This window comes from Streptomyces sp. NPDC051315, assembly GCF_044455165.1.
Classification (GTDB): Bacteria; Actinomycetota; Actinomycetes; order Streptomycetales; family Streptomycetaceae; genus Streptomyces.
The window spans coordinates 681,757-702,049 of record NZ_JBITEN010000001.1; the positions used below are offsets into that span (position 1 = coordinate 681,757).

The 20,293-nt window shown below is 71.7% G+C and carries 17 protein-coding genes; 7 read left to right on the plus strand and 10 right to left on the minus strand.

All coding sequences use genetic code 11. From position 1 onward, the window contains the following. Positions 1-73 precede the first annotated feature (73 nt). Positions 74-1,501, plus strand: a complete 1,428-nt coding sequence (locus ACIBBD_RS03130) for an MFS transporter (protein ID WP_399417521.1) — start codon at positions 74-76, stop codon at positions 1,499-1,501. On the opposite strand, the gene ACIBBD_RS03135 is transcribed toward ACIBBD_RS03130, so the two are convergent. Further along, positions 1,470-5,150 (minus strand): helix-turn-helix domain-containing protein, encoded by a 3,681-nt coding sequence (locus ACIBBD_RS03135; RefSeq protein ID WP_399417522.1) that lies wholly within the window; start codon positions 5,148-5,150, stop codon positions 1,470-1,472. The genes ACIBBD_RS03130 and ACIBBD_RS03135 overlap by 32 nt on opposite strands. A gap of 163 nt (positions 5,151-5,313) precedes the next feature. On the opposite strand from ACIBBD_RS03135, the gene ACIBBD_RS03140 reads away from it, so the two are divergent. After that, a complete protein-coding gene (locus tag ACIBBD_RS03140) occupies positions 5,314-5,499 on the plus strand; it encodes a hypothetical protein (protein WP_399417523.1) in 186 nt (61 codons plus the stop codon). 308 nt (positions 5,500-5,807) lie between these two features. Here ACIBBD_RS03140 and ACIBBD_RS03145 read toward each other — a convergent pair whose 3' ends face one another. Beyond that, positions 5,808-7,190 (minus strand): glycine--tRNA ligase, encoded by a 1,383-nt coding sequence (locus ACIBBD_RS03145; RefSeq protein ID WP_399417524.1) that lies wholly within the window; start codon positions 7,188-7,190, stop codon positions 5,808-5,810. Positions 7,191-7,362: 172 nt separating this feature from the next. On the opposite strand from ACIBBD_RS03145, the gene ACIBBD_RS03150 reads away from it, so the two are divergent. From ACIBBD_RS03150 to ACIBBD_RS03165, 4 genes are read left to right on the plus strand one after another with little or no spacing between them, the layout of a single operon-like run. After that, a complete protein-coding gene (locus tag ACIBBD_RS03150; protein WP_399417525.1) occupies positions 7,363-8,322 on the plus strand; it encodes a metal ABC transporter substrate-binding protein in 960 nt (319 codons plus the stop codon). A gap of 17 nt (positions 8,323-8,339) precedes the next feature. Further along, entirely contained in the window at positions 8,340-9,116 is a 777-nt protein-coding gene (locus ACIBBD_RS03155; protein ID WP_399417526.1) for a metal ABC transporter ATP-binding protein, read from the plus strand. Then, positions 9,116-10,018: a metal ABC transporter permease gene (locus tag ACIBBD_RS03160; protein ID WP_399417527.1), complete on the plus strand. Its 903-nt coding sequence runs from the start codon at positions 9,116-9,118 to the stop codon at positions 10,016-10,018. The genes ACIBBD_RS03155 and ACIBBD_RS03160 overlap by 1 nt, the downstream gene beginning before the upstream one ends. 58 nt (positions 10,019-10,076) lie before the next feature. Continuing rightward, on the plus strand, positions 10,077-10,493 hold the full coding sequence (locus ACIBBD_RS03165) for a Fur family transcriptional regulator (RefSeq protein WP_399417528.1): 417 nt from the start codon (positions 10,077-10,079) through the stop codon (positions 10,491-10,493). A gap of 39 nt (positions 10,494-10,532) precedes the next feature. Here the strand turns inward: ACIBBD_RS03165 and ACIBBD_RS03170 are convergent, their stop codons facing one another. Both ACIBBD_RS03170 and recO read right to left on the minus strand, forming a co-directional pair. Then, positions 10,533-11,366, minus strand: coding sequence for an isoprenyl transferase (locus tag ACIBBD_RS03170; protein WP_399417529.1), 834 nt, complete (start codon positions 11,364-11,366; stop codon positions 10,533-10,535). Between the two features lie 23 nt (positions 11,367-11,389). Further along, positions 11,390-12,136 carry a DNA repair protein RecO gene (recO, locus tag ACIBBD_RS03175; protein WP_399417530.1) on the minus strand — a complete coding sequence of 249 codons (747 nt, stop codon included), beginning with the start codon at positions 12,134-12,136 and terminating at the stop codon, positions 11,390-11,392. 408 nt (positions 12,137-12,544) lie between these two features. On the opposite strand from recO, the gene bla reads away from it, so the two are divergent. Next, complete coding sequence (gene bla, locus ACIBBD_RS03180; RefSeq protein ID WP_399417531.1) at positions 12,545-13,444, plus strand: class A beta-lactamase; 900 nt, start codon at positions 12,545-12,547, stop codon at positions 13,442-13,444. Positions 13,445-13,475: 31 nt separating this feature from the next. Here the strand turns inward: bla and ACIBBD_RS03185 are convergent, their stop codons facing one another. The 6 genes from ACIBBD_RS03185 to ACIBBD_RS03210 form a co-directional block, all read right to left on the minus strand. After that, positions 13,476-14,480 (minus strand): hypothetical protein, encoded by a 1,005-nt coding sequence (locus ACIBBD_RS03185; protein ID WP_399417532.1) that lies wholly within the window; start codon positions 14,478-14,480, stop codon positions 13,476-13,478. Between the two features lie 66 nt (positions 14,481-14,546). Then, positions 14,547-15,524, minus strand: a complete 978-nt coding sequence (locus ACIBBD_RS03190) for an SCO2521 family protein (protein ID WP_399417533.1) — start codon at positions 15,522-15,524, stop codon at positions 14,547-14,549. A 1-nt stretch (position 15,525) separates the two neighbouring features. Further along, a complete protein-coding gene (locus ACIBBD_RS03195) occupies positions 15,526-16,512 on the minus strand; it encodes an SCO2522 family protein (protein ID WP_399417534.1) in 987 nt (328 codons plus the stop codon). After that, a complete protein-coding gene (locus ACIBBD_RS03200; RefSeq protein ID WP_399417535.1) occupies positions 16,509-17,429 on the minus strand; it encodes an SCO2523 family variant P-loop protein in 921 nt (306 codons plus the stop codon). Before ACIBBD_RS03200 ends, ACIBBD_RS03195 begins: the two co-directional genes overlap by 4 nt. Before the next feature lie 3 nt (positions 17,430-17,432). Next, positions 17,433-19,295: an SCO2524 family protein gene (locus ACIBBD_RS03205; RefSeq protein ID WP_399417536.1), complete on the minus strand. Its 1,863-nt coding sequence runs from the start codon at positions 19,293-19,295 to the stop codon at positions 17,433-17,435. Positions 19,296-19,346: 51 nt separating this feature from the next. Then, positions 19,347-20,114, minus strand: a complete 768-nt coding sequence (locus tag ACIBBD_RS03210) for an SCO2525 family SAM-dependent methyltransferase (protein WP_399417537.1) — start codon at positions 20,112-20,114, stop codon at positions 19,347-19,349. Positions 20,115-20,293 lie beyond the last annotated feature (179 nt).

Below are 20,293 nucleotides of genomic sequence, written 5' to 3' on the forward strand. Positions count from 1 at the left end.
GTTGCCAGGTACTCCTTGTACCAGGACAAGAAGACTCTGGTACCCGTCTGAGGGGGCGCGCAGGCTCGACGGCGTGACTGACACCCTGACCCCGACCGCGGCGCCCACCGGCGCCGCACCCCGTGTGCTCGGCGCGCTGGGACTCCTCACCGTCCTGCTCGGCGCGGCCCTGCCCCTCATCGACTTCTTCATCGTCAACGTCGCCCTGCCCACCCTCGCCGAGGACCTCGCCGCGAGCGAGTCCGTCCTCGAACTCGTCGTCTCCGGGTACGGGGTGGCGTACGCCGTGCTCCTCGTCCTCGGCGGCCGGCTCGGCGACCTGTTCGGCCGGCGCCGGCTCTTCCTGTTCGGGATGGCCGCCTTCGGCCTGACCTCGCTGGCCTGCGGACTGGCACCCGGCGCCTGGTGGCTGGTGGCGGCGCGGGTCGCCCAGGGCGCGTCGGCCGCCGTGATGGTCCCCCAGGTGCTCGCCACCATCCAGGCCACCACCGAGGGCGCCCGCCGCGCGAGGGCGATGAGCCTGTACGGCGCCACCGCCGGCCTGTCCATGGTGGTGGGCCAGATCCTGGGCGGCGTCCTGGTCGCCGCCGACATCGCCGGCACCGGCTGGCGGTCGGTGTTCCTCGTGAACGTCCCCGTCGTGGTCGTCGGGCTCGTCCTCGCCGTCCGCAGCGTCCCGGAGACCCGCTCACAACGGCCGGAGCCGGTGGACGGTCCCGGCACGGTGCTGCTGGCGGTGGCCCTGCTGACGCTGCTCGCGCCGCTCACCGAGGGCCGGGCGGCGGGCTGGCCGCTGTGGACCTGGCTGTCGCTCGCCGCGTTCCCGCTCGCGGCGGCCGGGTTCTACGCGGTGGAGCGCCGGGCCGACCGGCTCGGCCGTACGCCGCTGGTGCCGCCGAGCCTGTTCGCCCTCACCACGCTGCGCCGCGGGCTGACCATCATGGCGCCGCTCGCCGTCGGCTTCAGCGGGTTCATGTTCGTCGTCGCGGTGGCCCTCCAGCAGGGCGCGGGGCTGGGCCCCGTCCCGGCCGGTCTGGCGCTGGCGCCGATGGCGCTCGCGTTCTTCGTCGCCTCGCTCGCCGGCCCCCGGCTCGTGGCCCGGTACGGCGCCCGGGTGGTGACCGCCGGCGCGGTGGTGCAGGGCGTGGGCGTGGCCCTGATCATGGTGGCCGTCCGGCAGGGCTGGCCGCACCTGGGCGTCGCCGAGCTGCTGCCGGGCGCGGCGGTCGCCGGCGCCGGCCAGGCGCTGCAGCTGCCCGTCGTGATGCGGATCGTGCTGTCCGAGGTGCCGCCGGCCCGGGCGGGCGTCGGCGGCGGCGTGATGGTGACGACCCAGCAGGCGTCGCTGGCGCTGGGGGTGGCCACCCTCGGAACGCTGTTCCTGTCGCTCGCGCCGGGCATGGGCATGCGGGACGCGCTGATGACGACGCTGGCCGTGCAGATCGCCGGGGTCGTCGGCACCGGCCTGCTCAGTCTGCGGCTGCCGCGCCGGGTCGTCTGAAACTCCTTTCGACCTCGGCGAACTCCGTCTCGTAGGCGTAGCCGCCCTCGGGGAGCGCGTCCCGCAGGGGGCCCAGGTCGGAGGGGCGCAGGAGACCGAAGGCGTTGTCCGGGAGCAGGACGAGGAGGTCCGCGGTGTGGGCGGCCAGCCAGTCGGCGCGGCCCAGTTCCGCGGCCAGGCGGAGCAGGTCGACGACGGCGCGGGGGTGGCGGGCTGCGGTGGTGGGGAGGTCGAGGCCGTGCAGACACTCGTCCAGGAGGTCGGGGGCGTCGTCCGGCGACCGCACCCAGCTCCAGGTACGGGCGGATCGACCGGCCCGGGACAGCTCCAGCAGCAGGGCCTCGCCGTACAGCCCGGCCCGTGGCCCCCACAGGTGGAGATTCGATGCGAGGGCCTCGAGCACCTGGCGCAGCCTGTCGTCCCCCCTGCCCGCGAGGCGCTGCAGGCAGTCGGTCAGCGACCGTCGCAGCGACTCGCCGAGGGGTGACACCGCGACGTGCACGACCAAGCGGGACAGGATCGGCCGGAGAGCGTCGTCCGGCAAGGTGGCCGCGTCGTGGACGAGCTGGCGGCTCAGGGCCTCGATGAGGACGTGCTCCTCGCGCTCCGGCAGCGCCTCGGCCGCTTTCAGGCACCTTCCGTACAGGTCGGGCAGCACATCGGGGTGGTACACGTCCCGGGCGAGCAGGGCGACCAGGGCGTGGGCCGCCGACCGGACGTGCCCGTCGCCGTCGACGGAGTGGGTGCGCAGGGAAGCGGGCAGCCGGTGCAGCAGGGGGTGGGCGGCGTGCAGCAGCAGCTCCGCGTCACGGTCACCGGCGAACAGGACCCGGCGCACCACGTTCGGCACGTCGTCGTCGGTCCCCTCGTCCAGATCGAACGTCACCCCCTGCGTCCCGCCCGCCGGGATGCCCAGCGGCCAGCTGAGCTCGTGCTGGACGAGCGGCACCCGCCGCAGGCCGATGCGCAGGTCGGGCCGCACGTCACCGAGGCCGCGCGACGGAGGCCGCCAGACCCGCTCCGGCCCGAGGGTGGACACGTACAGGTCCCAGGACTCCCTGGACATCTGCGCCCGCCACGCCATCGCCTGCCGGCGCCACTGGTCGATCAGGTCCCCGTCGGTCCCCAGGAAGTCCGACGCGTACACCTCTCCCGTCGCCAGCACCCCGATCAGCAGCAGGTTCGCGCTGTAGACGGCATCCCGGCAGGCCCTGGGCCGACGGACGGGCGCGTGCGCGTGGTTACCGCGGTGGGCGGTCTCCCACGGCACCTCCCGGAACAGCTCGGCGAGCAGCCCCGGCAGCACCTCCCGCTCCGCGTCCGGCGGCCGGGCGGACAGCATGTCGGCCAGGTTCTGCACGATCTGCGCCCGGTCGCTGAGCGGGGTGTAGGACAGCAGGGCGTACAGCTCCCCGTCGTCGGGGAGCCGGTGGCCCTCGCGGACCCGGGTCGGCAGCAGGCGCAGCGCCCGTGCGACCAGCCGCGCGGCAAGGTGCTCGCCGAAGGTCGCGTGCATGAACTCGTAGCTGCGCAACGACTGCTCCGCGATCACGGCCTGCGCCTCGTGGACGAAGAAGAAGCGCCCGAAGAGCAGATCGCCGTCCGTCGTCCCGCCCGCCAGGGTGCGCAGGTCGTCCTCTGCCTGCCCGCCCGTGATGGCCTGGGCGCCGCGCTGGAACATCCCGAAGGCGATCACCGACAGACGGTGGAGTTCACGGTCGATCGCGGCCTGTTCCCCGGACGCGGGAAGTGGGCCGTCCTTGACGAGCTGCCGGCGGACGAACGTCGTGAGGAGCCGTTCGTACAGTTCGGTGCGGCTGATGTCCTCGTCCCGCAGCCGGTGCAGCGCGTTGTCGTCCGCGTCGTACAGGGCGAGCATGAGCAGCAGCAGGGGCTGGGCAGCGAGGTGGCGGTGCGGGGCGAGGGCCTCCGGGGTGAGCGGCCGTAGTCCGCGCCGCTCCAGGTGGACCCGGTTCGTGGTGTTCCAGACGGAGAGCCACTGCTCGGTCTCCGGTTCGTCGAACGGCTCCAGGCGCAGCACCTGGCTGTCCGGGGGGATCTCCGCACGGTCGGCCACCACCGTACGGCTCGTCACCAGCACGGCCAGCGGGCGGCCGAGCTCCGCCTCGCGGCGCTGGAACCGCTCGATGTCCCGCAGGTAGGTCCACTGCCGTGCGGAGTCGAGCTTCTGGGCGCCCGCTTGGAGGAGTTCGTCGAAACCGTCCAGGAGGACGACCGGGAGCAGGTCCGGCTCGGCCTCCGTCCAGTCCGGCCAGCTCACCGACCGCCCGGTGGCGTGACGCAGCGCGTGCTCCAGCTGTGTCTGGAGGTCGTCGTCGGCGGGCGTGTGCCGCAGTTCCACGCGCAGGGGGCGGAACTCGCGGGCCGGGAGCCTGGCCGTCAGCAGCTTGGTGAGCAGCGACTTGCCCGCGCCGGGGTGGCCCAGCACGAGCAGCGGGCTCAGGAGGGCGGGAAGGCTGAGCAGGTGGGCGGCGAGGAAGCACTCCAGGTCCTCGTGCAGCGGCCGCTCCTGCCACCACTTGTCGGAGGCGGCGCCCTGCTGGACGCCCTCGGCGCCCGGTCCGGTCAGCCGGTAGCGGGGGTTGACGTACCCGTCCGCCAGGCTCGGCAGGCGGGGGCCGCGGACCTCGAAGGTGGCGATCGGCGCGTCCAGCAGGGCGCGGGCGGAGGGCGGGAGTGCATGGTCCTGGCCGGTGAAGCCGGCGAGCAGTGAGTGCAGGCCGGCCAGTCCCGTCCTGAGGGGGCCGGGCGTCCTGGCTCCGTCACGGCCCGGTGGCAGTCCGGCCGACAGCCCGAACTCGGGGCAGGTCTCGGCGAGGGGTGCGGCGAGGGCCAGGTAGTGGTCGAGCAACTCCTGGCCGACCGGGGCGCTGAGTCCGGCCCGCTCCGTCCCCTCCCGCAGCGCCGGGTCGGCGGGCCCGCCACAGCCGGCCGACGGCTCGTCCTCCGGGGGCCATCCGTACGCCCGCGCCGCGCCGTTCACCAGTGTCCGGGTGCCGCCCCGGCTGACGTGGTCCGCCCCGCACCCGGCCAGTGCCACGCCCGCGAGGACCACCCGGGCGGCCTGCAGCAGCACGGCCCGGCACACGCCGCGTGCCGCCCGCACCCGGCCCGGGAACCCCTCCAGCAGGGCGGCGAGGACCCGGGACCGGCTCTCCTCCCTGTACAGCAGCTCGTCGAGGCAGTACGCGAGTTCCTCGCGCCCGGCCGCCAGGACGCGCACTGCCGCCGAGAGGTCCATGCCGGTGGCGGCGAAGACGTCGATCGCCTCCGCGGGGTCCCGCACAGGCGGCGCCGAGTCCGCCACCCCGTGGCCGCGGACGGAGGACGCCTCGACGGTGCGCACCAGCTCCGCGTGGCGCCCCCTCCACCACTGCTCGTCCCACCGCACGTCCGGGGGCGCGGAGCCGGGCGGGCTCCCGCAGCGCCCCGCGCACAGGTCCAGGATCCGGCGCACCACGTCCCAGTCCGGAGGCGTCACACGCCGGCCGTTGAGCAGCTCCGAGACCGCGGCCCCGCTCATGAACAGCGAGGCGGCGATCTCCTTCTGGGGCACACCGCACGCCCGCACGAGCCGCCGCAGCGCGGCGCAGAAGTCCGCGACAGGTCCCGTCGGTGGTGCGGCCAACTCCCAGCCCCTTCGGCGCGGTTCGGCGAACTCTTCCGAAGCGTACGGGTCCACCTGCGGTTTCCGCCGGGAGTTCGCCGTGCGTCGGGAGCGGCCCGCACGGGGCCCGGCGCGGGCGATCGTCGTTGCCGACCAGTCGGACACCGCTCCCGGAGGAAGCCGCATGACACTCCCGACGCCCCATCTGCCCGCCGCGCCCGCCCTGTTCGGTCTCCTCGTCTTCGTCGCGCTCTACGCCGGGGTGGTCCTGCCCGCCGTCTGGTCCCGCAAGCCGGCCCGCCGGCAGGCGGCGCTGAAGGTGCTGGTCCACCTGCTCGGCGCCCTGCGCCTGCGAGGTCGAGGCCGCTGACCGGGCCGCGGGAGGGATGGGCCGCGCGGCGACCGGGCGCCGTTCTCGCCGAGGCTGTGGGACCGGGTCGAGCACGTGGAGGTGGAGCGGCGGGGCACTTGGGAACCCGGCGCCTCCACGTCCTTCCCGACGGTGACCTCCCGGGCCACCCGGGCATCGGACCACGCGGCGCTGTACGCGGACCTGGCCCGTGAAACGGACAGTTCCCCGGGCCCGGTCGGGGGCGCGGGGAACTGAGCGACAGCCACGACGACGCCGCGGCCGGCGGACCGCCGGGCCGGACGGACGCCGGCCCGGAGGCGAAGGAGCTAGCAGCCGATCAGACGTCCGGCCAGGTAGCCCTCGATCTGGTCCAGCGACACGCGCTCCTGCTTCATCGAGTCACGCTCACGCACCGTCACCGCGTTGTCCTCGAGCGTGTCGAAGTCGACGGTCACGCAGTACGGCGTGCCGATCTCGTCCTGGCGCCGGTAGCGGCGGCCGATCGCGCCCGCGTCGTCGAACTCGATGTTCCAGTTCTGGCGCAGCGTCTGGGCGAGGCCCTTGGCCTTGGGCGACAGCTCGGGGTTGCGGGACAGCGGGAGCACCGCGACCTTCACCGGGGCGAGACGGTGGTCGAGGCGCAGCACCGTGCGCTTCTCCAGCTTGCCCTTGGCGTTGGGCGCCTCGTCCTCGACGTAGGCGTCGAGCAGGAAGGCGAGCATCGCGCGGCCGACACCGGCCGCCGGCTCGATGACGTACGGCGTCCAGCGCTCGCCGGCCTCCTGGTCGAAGTAGGAGAGGTCCTGGCCGGAGGCCTTGGCGTGGGCCGAGAGGTCGTAGTCGGTGCGGTTGGCGACACCCTCCAGCTCGCCCCACTCGTTGCCGCCGAACTGGAAGCGGTACTCGATGTCGGCGGTGCGCTTGGAGTAGTGGGAGAGCTTCTCCTTGGGGTGCTCGTACCAGCGCATGTTCTCCTCACGGAGACCCAGGCCGGTGTACCAGTTCCAGCGCTGCTCCATCCAGTACTCCTGCCACTTCTCGTCCTCGCCCGGCTTGACGAAGAACTCCATCTCCATCTGCTCGAACTCGCGGGTGCGGAAGATGAAGTTGCCGGGCGTGATCTCGTTGCGGAAGGACTTGCCCATCTGGGCGATGCCGAACGGCGGCTTGCGGCGCGAAGTGGTCTGCACCTGGGCGAAGTTGGTGAAGATGCCCTGGGCGGTCTCGGGACGCAGGTAGGCGATGGAGCCGCTGTCCTGGGTCGGGCCGAGGTGGGTGGAGAGCAGGCCCGAGAACTGCTTGGGCTCGGTGAACTGGCCCTTGTTGCCGCAGTTGGGGCAGTTCACGTCCGCCAGGCCGTTCTCCGGCAGGCGCTTGTGCTTGGCCTCGTAGGCCTCCTCCAGGTGGTCCGCGCGGAACCGCTTGTGGCAGGAGGTGCACTCGGTGAGCGGGTCGGTGAAGGTGGCGACGTGACCGGAGGCGACCCAGACCTCGGAGGCCAGGATGACGGACGAGTCGATGCCGACCACGTCCTCGCGCGACGTCACCATGTAGCGCCACCACTGGCGCTTCAGGTTCTCCTTGAGCTCGACACCCAGCGGTCCGTAGTCCCAGGCGGCGCGCTGGCCGCCGTAGATCTCACTACAGGGGAATACGAAGCCACGGCGCTTGCTCAGGCTGACGATGGTGTCGATCTTGTCGGCGGCCACGGTGCTCTCTTCATAACGACGACGGGCGACGAAGCGAGATGCTTCCAGCGAATGCTTCAGGGTACCGGCGGGGGCTCCCCCTCGGCCAAATCGGTACCGCTCACAGCCCTTACCCGGGCCTTACCCCCGCCATTGTTGACAACGGTTTCCATATTTGTTGAAAATGACTGTCATGAACGTACGACGACTCATACCGGGCACCGCGGTCGCGGCGGCCACCGCCCTCGGCCTCTCCGTCCTCACCGCCTGCTCCGGCGAGAGCGCCGCGGCCGGCGATTCGGACCAGTTCGACGTCGTCGCGTCGTTCTACCCGATGGCCTTCCTCGCCGAGCAGATAGGCGGCGACCACGTGAAGGTCAGCAGCCTCACCCAGCCCGGCCAGGAACCCCACGACCTGGAGATCAGCGCCCAGCAGCGCGTCCAGGTCGAGAAGGCCGACGCGGTCCTCTACCTCAAGAACCTCCAGCCCTCCGTCGACGACACCGTGGCCCAGTCCGGGGTCAAGACGAAGATCGACGCCGCGACGCTCACCTCGCTCGAGGAGCACGGCACCGAGGTCGGCGGCCACGCCGACGAGCACGAGGAGGAGCACGGCCACGAGGAGGAGGGCGGCAAGGACCCCCACATCTGGCTCGACCCGGTCAAGTACGCCGAGGTCGCCAAGGGCGTCGGCGCCGCCTTCGAGAAGGCAGACCCGGACCACGCGGCCGACTACAAGAAGAACACCGCCGCCCTCGTCGCCAAGCTCGACGCCCTGAACACGCAGTTCGAGACAGGTCTGGCGAACACGAGGACCAAGGTCTTCATCACCACCCACGCCGCCTTCGGCTACCTCGCCGAGCGCTACGGGCTGACCGAGGAGGCCATCAGCGGCCTCGACCCCGAGTCGGAGCCCAGCGCCGCGCGCGTCAAGGACCTTGAGAAGATGGCCAAGGCCGACGGTGTCACGACCGTGTTCTACGAGACGCTCGTCAGCGACAAGACCGCCAAGACCATCGCCAAGGACGCCGGCCTGAGGACGGACGTCCTCGACCCGATCGAGGGCATCACCGACAAGTCCCGCGGCACGGACTACTTCGCGGTCCAGGAAGCCAACCTCAAGGCGCTGCAGACGGCCCTGGGAACCAAGTGATCGTCACGGAGGGCGTCATGGACACCAAGCCCGAACCCGTCATATCGCTGCGCGGTGTCCGCGCGGAGCTGGGTTCGCGCCCCGTCCTGCGCGGCATCGACCTCACCGTGCACCGCGGTGAGGTCGTCGCCCTGCTCGGCGCGAACGGCTCCGGCAAGTCCACGGCCGTACGCAGCGTCATCGGCCAGGTTCCGGTCACCGCCGGGACGATCGAGCTGTTCGGCACGGACCGCCGGCGCTTCAGGGACTGGCGCCGCGTGGGCTACGTACCGCAGCGCACCACCGCCGCCGGGGGCGTCCCGGCGACCGTCACCGAGGTCGTCTCCTCCGGGCGCCTGTCCCGGGCCCGTTTCGGCGTCCTGCGCAAGGCCGACCACGAAGCCGTACGGCGCGCCCTGGACCTCGTCGGCATGGCCGACCGGGCCAAGGACTCCGTCAACGCCCTCTCCGGCGGCCAGCACCAGCGGGTGCTCATCGCCCGCGCCCTCGCCGCCGATCCCGAGCTGCTGATCATGGACGAGCCGATGGCCGGCGTCGACCTGGCCAGCCAGGAGGTCCTGGCGCGGACCCTGCGGGAGCAGGTCGCGCAGGGCGCCACGGTCCTGGTCGTCCTGCACGAACTGGGCCCCCTGGAGCCCCTCATCGACCGGGCGGTCGTCCTGCGCGACGGCTGTGTCACGCACGACGGCCCGCCCCCGCGCGCGGTCGGCCAGCACGCGCTGCCCGGCCACGACCACGTACACCCGCACGCACCGGCGGGCGCCGAACCGATCCGCACGGGACTGCTGAGCTGATGGACTTCCTGAACTACGCCTTCATGCAGCGGGCGCTGCTCGCCGCGGTCCTGGTCGGCATCACGGCCCCGGCCGTCGGCATCTACCTCGTGCAGCGCCGCCAGGCCCTCATGGGCGACGGCATCGGCCACGTCGCGATGACCGGCGTCGGCCTCGGCTTCCTGCTGTCCTGGTCCCCGGTGTGGATGGCGACGGCCGTCTCCGTCCTCGGCGCGGTCCTGATGGAACTGATCCGCTGGTACGGCCGCACCCGCGGCGACATCGCCCTGGCGATGCTCTTCTACGGCGGCATGGCCGGCGGCGTGATGTTCATCAACCTCGCGCCGACGGGCTCCAACGCCAACCTGAACTCGTACCTGTTCGGCTCGCTGTCGACGGTGTCGGAGTCGGACGTGACGGCGATCTGCGTGCTCGCGGCCTTCGTGGTCCTCGTCACCCTGGGGCTGCGCCGGCAGCTGTTCGCGGTCAGCCAGGACGAGGAGTTCGCGCGCGTCACCGGGCTGCCGGTGCGCGCCCTGAACCTGCTGACGGCGGTCACGGCGGCGGTCACGGTGACCGTGGCGATGCGCGTGGTCGGCCTGCTGCTCGTCTCCGCGCTGATGGTGGTGCCGGTGGCGGCGGCCCAGCAGCTCAGCCGCAGCTTCGCGGCGACCTTCGCGATCGCGGTCGCCATCGGCATCACCGTGACCATCGGCGGCACGGTCACCTCGTACTACCAGGACGTCCCGCCCGGCGCGACGATCGTGCTGCTGACCATCGCCGCCTTCGTCGCGCTGACCGCGCTGGCGGCCCCGCTGGCCCGGCGGCGCGCCCGCGCGCTCGCCGCCGCGCATCCCGCCGGGGATCCCGCGGAGTGCGCGATTCCGGCCACGCGGAAGGCGGACGACGGGGTCGGCGTCTGACCGCGCACAGTCCGGGCTGGCACAATGGCCCGGCAAGCGCAGACGTGAGGAGGCAACGGTGACGACCGCTGGATCGCCCGTGAAGGGCCGCGCCACGCGGCAGCGTGCCGCCGTGGCGGCGGCGCTCGACGAGGTCGACGAGTTCCGCAGCGCTCAGGAACTCCACGACATGCTCAAGCACAAGGGTGACTCCGTCGGGCTGACCACCGTCTACCGCACCCTCCAGTCCCTCGCCGACGCCGGCGAGGTCGACGTCCTGCGCACCTCCGACGGCGAGTCCGTCTACCGCCGCTGCTCCAGCGGCGAACACCACCACCACCTCGTCTGCCGGGCCTGCGGCAAGGCGGTCGAGGTCGAGGGCCCGGCCGTGGAGAAGTGGGCCGAGGCCATCGCCGCCGAGCACGGCTTCGTGAACGTGGCGCACACGGTGGAGATCTTCGGCACCTGCTCGGACTGCGCGGCGGCCGGCACCTGACCGGCCCGGGGCGCGGCGCGCCCCCCGAGCCCGCCCCTTCTACTCCTGCCCGCCCTCCATGGCCAGCAGCTCCTCGTTCGGGATCGCGCCGCCGAAGCGCCGGTCCCGCGAGGCGAACTCCACGCACGCCCGCCACAGGTCGCGCCGGTCGAAGTCCGGCCACAGGACGTCCTGGAAGACCATCTCGGCGTAGGCGCTCTGCCAGAGCAGGTAGTTGGAGGTGCGCTGCTCGCCGCTGGGCCGCAGGAACAGGTCGACGTCCGGCATGTCCGGGTAGTACAGGTACTTCGCGAACGTCTTCTCCGACACCTTCGACGGGTCGAGCCGCCCGGCCTTCACGTCCTCCGCCATCGCCTGCGCCGCGTCGGCGATCTCCGCGCGGCCGCCGTAGTTCATGCAGAAGTACAGCGTGAGCCGGTCGTTGTCCTTGGTCTGCTCCTGCGCGATCTGGAGCTCCTTGGCGACCGACTTCCACAGCTTGGGCATACGGCCCACCCAGCGCACCCGGATGCCGAGCTCGTCGAGCTGGTCACGGGTCTTGCGGATGAAGTCGCGGTTGAAGTTCATCAGGAAGCGCACCTCGTCGGGCGAGCGCTTCCAGTTCTCGGTGGAGAAGGCGTACAGGGAGATGTTCCGCACACCGATCTCGACCGCGCCCTGGAGCACGTCGAGGACGCGCTCGGCGCCGACCTTGTGCCCCTCGGTGCGCGGCAGGCCGCGCTCCTTGGCCCAGCGGCCGTTGCCGTCCATGACGATCGCCACGTGCTCGGGGACCAGTTCACCGGGGAGCTTGGGCGCGCGGGCCCCGGACGGGTGCGGTTCCGGTGCCTTGTACTCCCGACGCTGCCGCCCCAGGAACCCGCGTACGACCATGTGCCTCTCGTCTCCTCTACTGCTTACTTTTCCACGTACCGAAGGGAGCGCAGGCCGCGCTCCAGATGCCAGTGCAGGTAGGCGGACACCAGTCCGCTGCCCTCCCGGACGTACCGCGCCTCGCACGCGTCCGCGGTCTCCCAGTCTCCCGTGAGCAGCGCGCCGAGGAGTTCCAGGCTCTGCGGCGAGGGTACGACGCTGCCGGGCACCCGGCAGTCGACGCAGACGGATCCGCCGGAGGCCACCGAGAAGAACCTGTTCGGCCCGGGCATGCCGCACTTCGCGCAGTCGCCGAAGCTGGGCGCGTAGCCGTTGACGGCGAGCGAGCGCAGCAGGAAGGCGTCGAGGACGAGGTGGGGCGCGTGCTCGCCGCGGGCGAGGGTCCTGAGCGCCCCGACGAGCAGCAGGTACTGCTGCACCGCCGGCTCACCCTCGTGGTCGGTGAACCGCTCGGCGGTCTCCAGCATGGCCGTGCCCGCGGTGTAGCGGGCGTAGTCGCTGACGATCCCGCCGCCGTACGGCGCGATGGTCTCGCTCTGGGTGCACAGCGGCAGCCCCCGCCCGACCAGCTCGCTCCCCCGCGCGAAGAACTGCACGTCGACGTGGGAGAAGGGCTCGAGCCGGGCCCCGAACTTGGACTTCGTCCGCCGCACCCCCCGCGCCACGGCCCGCACCCGCCCGTGACCCCGCGTGAGCAGCGTGATGATGCGGTCCGCCTCGCCCAGTTTCTGGGTGCGCAGCACGACACCATCGTCACGGAACAGGCTCATGGGGCCATTCTCGCCTACGCCGGAGCCGTGTGCGGCACCCCCACGAGCGCCGGCCCGACGGGGCCCGGCCGGCCGGAGGTCCGTTCGCGACGATCGCGTCCTGCGGCGGCACCGGCGCCTCCGGGAAGGCGCCGGTGCCGCCGCCGTGTGATGTCGGCCGCGGCCGGCGAGCCGCCCGAACGTCCCGGCCCCCGCGCCGCCACCACGCCTCCTCCCGGCTGCCTCGGTCCCGGGGGAAGCGGGCGGTCGTGGACCGCCACGGCCCTCGCCGGCCCGCTCCCGCGGGCGACGCCGCCCGCTGCTGCTCGCAACCGGGCGCGGGGAGGGGGCGTCCGTCACCGAGGGGACACGGAAGATCGCCCCGCAGACGACGCGGACCACCTTCCCCGACCGAAGGAGAGAACGATCTTGGGCTTCACGCACACTCCGACGACCCGCCGCACCCTCCTCACCGCCGGTACCGCCACCGCGGCCACCGTGCTGACCGGGCTCGCGGGCGGCGCCGCCCATGCCGCCGAGGACGACGTCACCGTCCGCCTGCGCGCGCTGGAGGAGCGGCACGGCGCCCGCCTCGGGGTCTTCGCCCACAACGTCCGTACCCGGCGCTCGGTGCGCCACCGGGCCGACGAACGCTTCCCGGTCTGCTCGCTGTTCAAGGTCCTCGCGGCGGCCGCCGTCCTGCGCGACCTGGACGGGGACGGCGAGGTGCTGGCCCGCCGCGTCCACTACACGGCCGACGACGTGGTGGACAACTCCCCCGTCACCGAGGTGCGCGTGGCCGACGGCATGACGGTCGCCGAGCTGTGCGAGGCGGCCATCTGCCGCAGCGACAACACGGCCGCCAACCTGCTCCTGCGGGAGCTGGGCGGCCCGGCGGCGATCACCCGCTTCGCCCGCTCGATCGGCGACCGGGTCACCCGTCTGGACCGCTGGGAGCCGGAGCTGAACTCGGCCGAGCCGTGGCGGGTGACGGACACCACGAGCCCGTACGCCATCGGCCGCTCCTACGCCCGGCTGGTGCTCGGCGGCGCGCTGGAGGCCGGCGACCGGCGGCGGCTGACGCAGTGGATGCTCGCCAACCAGACGAGCTTCAACCGCTTCCGCAAGGGGCTGCCGCCCACCTGGACGGTCGCCGACAAGACCGGCGGCGGCTGGTACGGCGCGAACAACGACGCCGGGATCGCCTGGACGCCGGACGGCGCCCCGGTCGTACTGGTGGTCCAGCTCACCAAGCCGGACCGGGACGCCGCCTACGACCACGACCTGATCGTCGAGACGGCCGCGCTGCTGGCGGCCACGCTCGGCTGAGCGACCGGGGGGCGGGGCCGGCCCGGACACCTCACGCGGCGTCCGGGTCGGTGCCGTTGGTCCCGTTGGTCCCGTTGGTGAGCACGGGGACGCCGTCGGGCAGGCCGTCCGGCAGACCGTTCAGAGCGGGCTCGTCGTTCGGGTCCTTGGCGGCGTCCCAGATCATGCTGAACCGGCGGATCAGGGTCTGGACGTCGCTCACGCCGGCGTTCACCGTCGTCGACGAGATTCCCCCGTCCAGGTCCGCCTTGATCTCGTAGGACATCGCCCGGTCGAACAGGATGAAGTCGATCATCTTGCCCCGGCCGATCCGGCGGGCGATCCTCTCCTGGGGCACCACCCGGACCTGGATGCCCATCTCCCCCTGCTCCTTGCAGATCGCGGCCAGGGCCTCGAGCGAGTCACGGTCCTGGCCCTCCTTCATGATGAACACGCGTCGGACCATGACGTGCCGTTCGTCGATCGCCTCGCGCTGCGCGGTGATGTAGCGGCCCGCCGGTTCGCTGTTCCAGAAGCCGTCGTCGACGACGGTGGTGCTGACGGCGTCGATGCTGCTCCTGGTGCCCTTGGTGAGGTTGATGAGCCAGTCGTGGTTCTCCCCGGCGCAGTCGGCGCTGAGGTTGGTCAGCTTCTCCATCTGGCCGGCGAGGCGGTTGATCTCCTCGTGCGCGAACTCGTGCAGGATCTCGGGTCCCATGGAGACGACCTTGGTGGCGTGCTCGGCGAGCCGCGGCACCCCGTCGCCGCGCAGCTTCTCCACCTCGTTGAAGAGCTTGGTGGCCTCGCCTATGTCGGCGAAGCGCTTCTCCACGACGTCCTTCAACTCGCTGAGCTGGTTCACGAAGGAGGCCATGAACTGCACGATCAGCACCGTGCCGCCGCACAGCACCGACAGCAGCAGCTCCCACGGCCCCTCCTCCTCCCGCAGCAGGACGTTGGTGAGGACGTAGACGACCCCACCCACCACCACGGTGACCAGGAGCTTCAGGGTCAACTGCCGTGCGCTGTCACCGTTGGATCGCGTCGGTGCGCTCATCTCTCTTTCTCCCCCCGTCGGGATCGTGCGCGGACCTTTGGTCGTACGGATTGCTCGACGACGTCGTCAGGACGTCGTCAGCGAGGCGCCGAGGGCGTCCCGCTGGGTGAGGATGGCCTGGAGCAGCAGCTGGTCCCGGACGCGTCGCACCAGGGTCTCCCACTGGCGGCTGAACCCGGGCTCCTTCTCCAGCGCGTCCCACAGGGGCTCCAGCAAGGGCTCGACGCGGGCCTTGGGCAGCCACAGGTGCAGCAGGTGGTCGACGAGCGGGCGCAGGACCTTCAGGACGGCCCTGCCGTCCGCGGAGCCGAGCCGGAGGCCGTCGAGCTTGTCGACGACGTTGGTCAGCAGCCAGTCGTGCAGGGCGAGGTCCTCGCACAGCGCGGCCGCCGCGGCCGGTTCGATGCCGGGCGGCAGCCGCAGGGCGAGGGTGCGCAGGCCGTCGTCGGCGACGGTGAAGCGCAGTCGCGGCTCCTCGCCGGCCGGGTCGGGCGAGGCGGCCCAGCGGACCCGGGTGTCGATCGTGGTGAGCGGCGGGTCGAAGGAGTCCAGCAGCAGGCGCGAGATGCGTGACAGCTGGCCCTCGGCGATCGAGCCGACGTCCAGCTCGTCGTGCCGGTGTCCGGCCAGGAAGCCCTCCGCGAGGGCCTTGTGGGACACGGAGCCGACCGGGACCAGGACGCCGGGCCGGACCAGGTAGTAGCCCCAGGGCCGGCGCCGGTCGGGGCCGGTGGCGGGGGCGGAGAAGTGGGCGGTGGCCTGGAGCACCCGGCCCTCGACGAGGGCCGCCCGGGTGGTCACCGTGCCGACCGCGCGGGTCCTGGAGCCGCCCGCGGTGGGCAGGCGGCAGTCGACGCCGGTGAGGACGTCCGGGGAGACGGCGTACCGGTTGGGGCGCCGGGAGAGCCGGACGCGTTCGTCGGCGCGCAGCCGCAGCAGCCGTTCGGCGGCCTGCTCGTCCACCGCGTCCCGGGTGGGCAGCAGGCACGTGCGGACCTCCCCGCAGGCGAGGAGGGCGTCGCTGGTCTTCCCCGGGGCGTCCATGTCACAGCCCCGGCGGGAACACGTAGGAGGTGCGGTCCACGACGCCCGCGGGGACGGGGAAACCCTCGCCTGAGGAGCGCTCGGCGACCTGGCGTAACGCCTCGGCCTCGACGTGGACCTGGTCGAGGATGACGCGTACGGCGTGCTCCACGGGCAGGAACCGGGCCGGGAGGATGCTGCACGTGGCGTACGCGGTGAAGGGGGCCGCCAGCGGGTTGAGGCGGACGACGGGCGGCAGGGCGTCCCACTCGGCGGGGAACTCCTTGGCGTCCCACGGGGCCGGGGTGAGCACCGCGCGGCCGTTGTCGCGCAGCAGCCCGAGCCGGACCAGTTGCCACACGGAGGCGAGGAAGGCGCAGGACCAGGTGCGCTCGTCCTCGGGTCCGCTCCACAGTTCGACGTCCATGAAGACGGAGTGGCCGCGGGCACCGGTCTCGCTGGGCGGTTCCCAGACGGTGCCGGTGGAGTCCAGGGCGGCGGAGCGGCGGTGGGTGGGGGCGCGCCGGCCGTTGGTGAGCCAGCCGGTGCGGCTGACGGGCGGGCGGAAGCCGTTGCTTCCGGGCGGCGGGGACTCCACCAGCCGGTGCAGGACGGACTCGGCGGGTTCGGCGCGGTCCCGGCGGCCCGGCTCGGCGACGGCGCAGCCGGACTCACGGGCCAGGTAGTCGATGGTGAGGCCGGCCGCGGCGGCGGCCTCCAGCAGCGGGGGTATCAGCTCGGCGGGGGTGGACAGGCGGCTGAAGTAGTCGTCGATCAGGAAGCAGGTGCTGATCCGGGGCCGCTTGCCCGCCGGCAGCGGGCCGACGCCGGCCCGGGCGGCCTCCACCCAGGGCCGTACGGCGGCGAAGTGGCGGCGCAGCCGGTCGGAGCCCTCGGCGAAGTCCTCCATGTACAAGTGGCCGAGTTCCAGGGAGAGATGGGAGAAGGGAACGGATTCGGTGCGCGGCTGTGCGCTGGTCTCCCGGAAGACGGTGTCCGGTCCGCTCACAACTGCCCCCAGTACTTGTCGTCGGTGAGGCGTTGTGCGAGCTCGCCCATCTTCTGCCAGGTCTCGACATGGGCGATCCGGCGGTCGTGCACGTCCTCGTCGGTGATGAGCCGTTCCTGCCACTGCAGGACGGGTTCCAGGGGAATGGCCGACAGCACCCGGGTCTTGCCGATCCCGCGGCCGGCCGCGATTTCCTCGAGTTGTGTGTCGCACTGCCGCATCCACGCGTACTGCGCGGGTGAGACCTGCGACCACAGGGGCGACTCGAGATTCGGTACGGCGGCCCGGACGAAGCGGATCGCGGCGGAAAGCGCGTCGGAGTCGTGGCCCATGGAGATGCCGGCCTGCACGATGCCCTGTTTCCCGTACACGAGTTCGGCGGCCGCCATCACATGCTGACGGGTCCAGCGGTGATAGACGAGCCAACGGGTTTTCAGGCGTCCGAGTCCCCCGCGCGGTGAGGTGGCGGCGAGTGCGAGGTCCATCGCATAACTGCGTCCGGCGCTCAGGTCGACGATGATGACGTCGAATTCGCGTTTCAGTCGCAGCACGAGGTCCACGCACCGGTGCAGGTTCTCGTCGTCGGTGACGAATTCACCGCCGGTGCGGTCTCCGGGCAGCAGCACCAGCCGCCCGGATCCGCCGGGCCTGCTGCGCAGGTGGGGGTGTTCGGTGCGGGCCCAGACGTCGACCCGGAGGGGTTCGCCGGTCTTGCCCTTCAGGTAGGAGTGCAGGCCGCGGCCCTCGGCCTCGGAGAGGACGTCGGGGAGGTCGAACACGGCGGCGGCGGTGGGTGAGCCGAAGTCGAAGTCCAGGTAGCAGACGTCGTCCCCGTCCAGCGCGCGGTGGTAGGCGAGGTTGGCGCTGGTGACGGACCGCCCGGTGCCCCCCTTGTCGGAGGCGGCGAAGACGAGCACCCCTCACACCCCCTGGGGGCCGGAGTCGCCCCGGGCGCGGGCGAGGGTGTCCAGCCGGGACAGGACGCCGAGCGCCAGCGCGTAGGCGGTGCCGGGCTGTTCGTCGACGAGAAGGCGGGCGCGGCGCAGATCCGCCTCGATTCCCTTGATCTCCTCGCCCTGGGGGCTCTTGGGGGCGGGGGCGGCCTGTTCCATCTGCTCCTTGCCGAAGAGGTGGGCCGCCTCACTGAGCAACGCCCGGGCCAGCAGGGAGAGTTCGGCGCTGCGGATCGGCGGCTGGCCGTAGAGGGCGTGCGCGGCGACCATGCACTCGGTGACGCGCTCGGTGATGCTCCAGGACAAGGGGCCCTGGCGGACGGGTGCTTCGGGGTAGACGGCGTGCACGTTGTCCCACAGGCCGACGCCGGTGCCCTCGCTGATGCGGCGCTGCCAGAGGTGGTCGAGGATGTCCTCGGCGAGCACCCGCAGCCGGTCCTGGGACGTCATGTTCCTGGACAACGCGGACAGTTGGATGGTCCGCTTGAGCAGTTGCGCGGAGAAGTCCGCCATCGTCCACTTCATGGCGGGGCCGAGGGCCTCGCTGCCCAGCAGGGGCAGGGTGACACCGGGGTTGTGCAGGCCGATCGCCGGGTCGTCGCGGGTCATGCCGCTGGTGATGCGGCCGCGTTCGGCGAGGCGTTCCATGACCCGGACGGTGCGGGTGAGGTCGTCGTCGGTGGCGCGGCGGCGGACCAGGTCGTGGACGAGGATGGAGGCGACGCAGAGGGAGAAGTACTCCGACTCCAGTTGCTGGAGCGTGGTGCGCCAGGGGATGTCCTCCAGCGGCCAGGTGCCGTCGCCGAAGCGGGCGATGGCCGACCAGTACTGCTGGGTGATCTCCCAGCGCAGGCGCAGCGCGTCGGCGAGCTTCTGCTGCTCGGCATTGAGCAGGCCGAGGACGAGGGTGCGCTCGGAGAACAGGTCGGGGATGCCGTCGAGGGCGACGACGGTGAAGTACAGGTAGGGCGTGGGGTGGGCGATGCCCGCGGGCTGCTTGCCGATGCTCTCGGCGGTCTGCGGCTCCACCTCGATCTCGGGGGCGCCCTTCACCAGGCTCCATGCCCAGCCGCACTCGAAGAGACGGTTCTCGTTGCGCAGTTCGTCGGTGACGTCGCTGTCGAGACCGAGGGTGACGCTCTCGCTGATGACGGCGCGCAGGGCCTTGAAGCGCTCCTGGAAGCGGTGCAGGACCTGCCGTTCGGAGAGCCGGCCCTGGCCGAGGAGGCGGGTGAGGGCCTGTCCCTGGTCGGAGGAGACGTCGACGACGTTGACGGTGAAGGAGCGCAGCAGACTCACCATGGCGGCGGTCAGCCGGGCGCTGGTGGCCTCCCGGAGCCGGTCGATCCGGGCGAGGGTGGCGGCCCGCTGGGTCTTGCCCCGGTAGACCTTGAGGAAGCCGAGGGTGGCGAGGCACAGGGTGACCGACATGGAGTAGGAGTCGACCACCCCCGCTTCCCGCTGCTCTTCGGAGAGGTGCTCCTCGGGGTTCTCGGGGGCGAAGTAGTAGCCGCCGGCGAAGGTGGGGCCACCCTCGCCGCGGTGCTGGTCCATGAAGTCGGAGAGGACCTTGACGAGGTTTCCGGGAATCTCGCTGGAGTCGCCCGCGCTGCGCAGCGACCTCTCCACGTCCCGCTGGGTGGTGTCGGGGTCGTCGAGCCGGAACGCGGTGATTTCGGTGGCGGGGTACAGCAGGCACAGCAGCCGCTCCGCGTCGGCGACGCTGCTGCGGCCGCCCCATTCACCCCAGTCCCATTCACCGCCGTCGAAGGAATGGCGGGCGATGGCCTGCCACACTTCGAGCAGATTCTGTCTCGGCTTGATCTGCATGCCCATTCCCCTCGCACCGGCCCGTCACCATGGGACAGAACGGACCGGAAGTCAGCCTTTCCGTCGCCCGCAGGCCAGGATCATTCCCGTGTATCCGGTGCGCACCAGCTGCTTGGGATTGGCCATGCGGTGGATTTTCACATCCTCCGCGTGATCCTTCAGCACGGCCCTCACATCACCCTCGTCGATATCCCGGGCGGGGAATTCCTGGGAGCCGACCTGATACCCCTCGGAATGTTCCATGAACGCGGCGGCGAAAGGCGCCCCGGGTTTCAGGGCGCTCAGGAAGCAGCCCACGCCGCGACGGAATTCAGTGAGCGAGGTGGTGATGGATTCCGCGACGAAGAACATGGTGCCGAGATCCCAGCGGGTTTCTTCTTCGCAGAGTTCGAAGAGGCTGCCCCGCACGGGCTCGACCGCCTCCTCGAAGCGGGCCCTGGGGTCGCCGATCGCGGCGTATGCGGGCTTTTCGCGCAGGACGTCCCAGAACTGGTCCCAGTTCGCGTCGTACCCGGAGAGCTGACCGCCGAGGTAGGTGATGTTGCTCGTGGACCGCTCCAACAGCGTGACCTCGTCGCACCAGGGCAGCATGGCGAGGGCCGGATAGAGATTGGGGCCCGCGCCGACGTCGATACCGGAAGCGACACGGTCGCCGCCGTCCCCGAAATGATCACTGAAGTGATCGCGCACCCGGGACAGGATCCGCCTGTCCACCGCCTGGATCGCGAGGTAATTACGCTTGATGTACTCGTCGGGATCGAAGGCGTCCCAGGGCACATCGGCATTCTTTACGTCGGCTGTGGGCGATCCCGAGGTCATTGGTTCAGCCTAGCAGGACGCGGAGGTCTTGAAGGCGCGGATGCACCGGGCAATGATGGACGATCAGGTATGGATATCGCACAAGAGCCAGCGCGCGAACCATTCACTTTGTCGATCCTTCACAAGGGGACGGTATGACTCCTCTTCCCGGAGATCGTTTTCCGTCGGTCGCCGGTTCG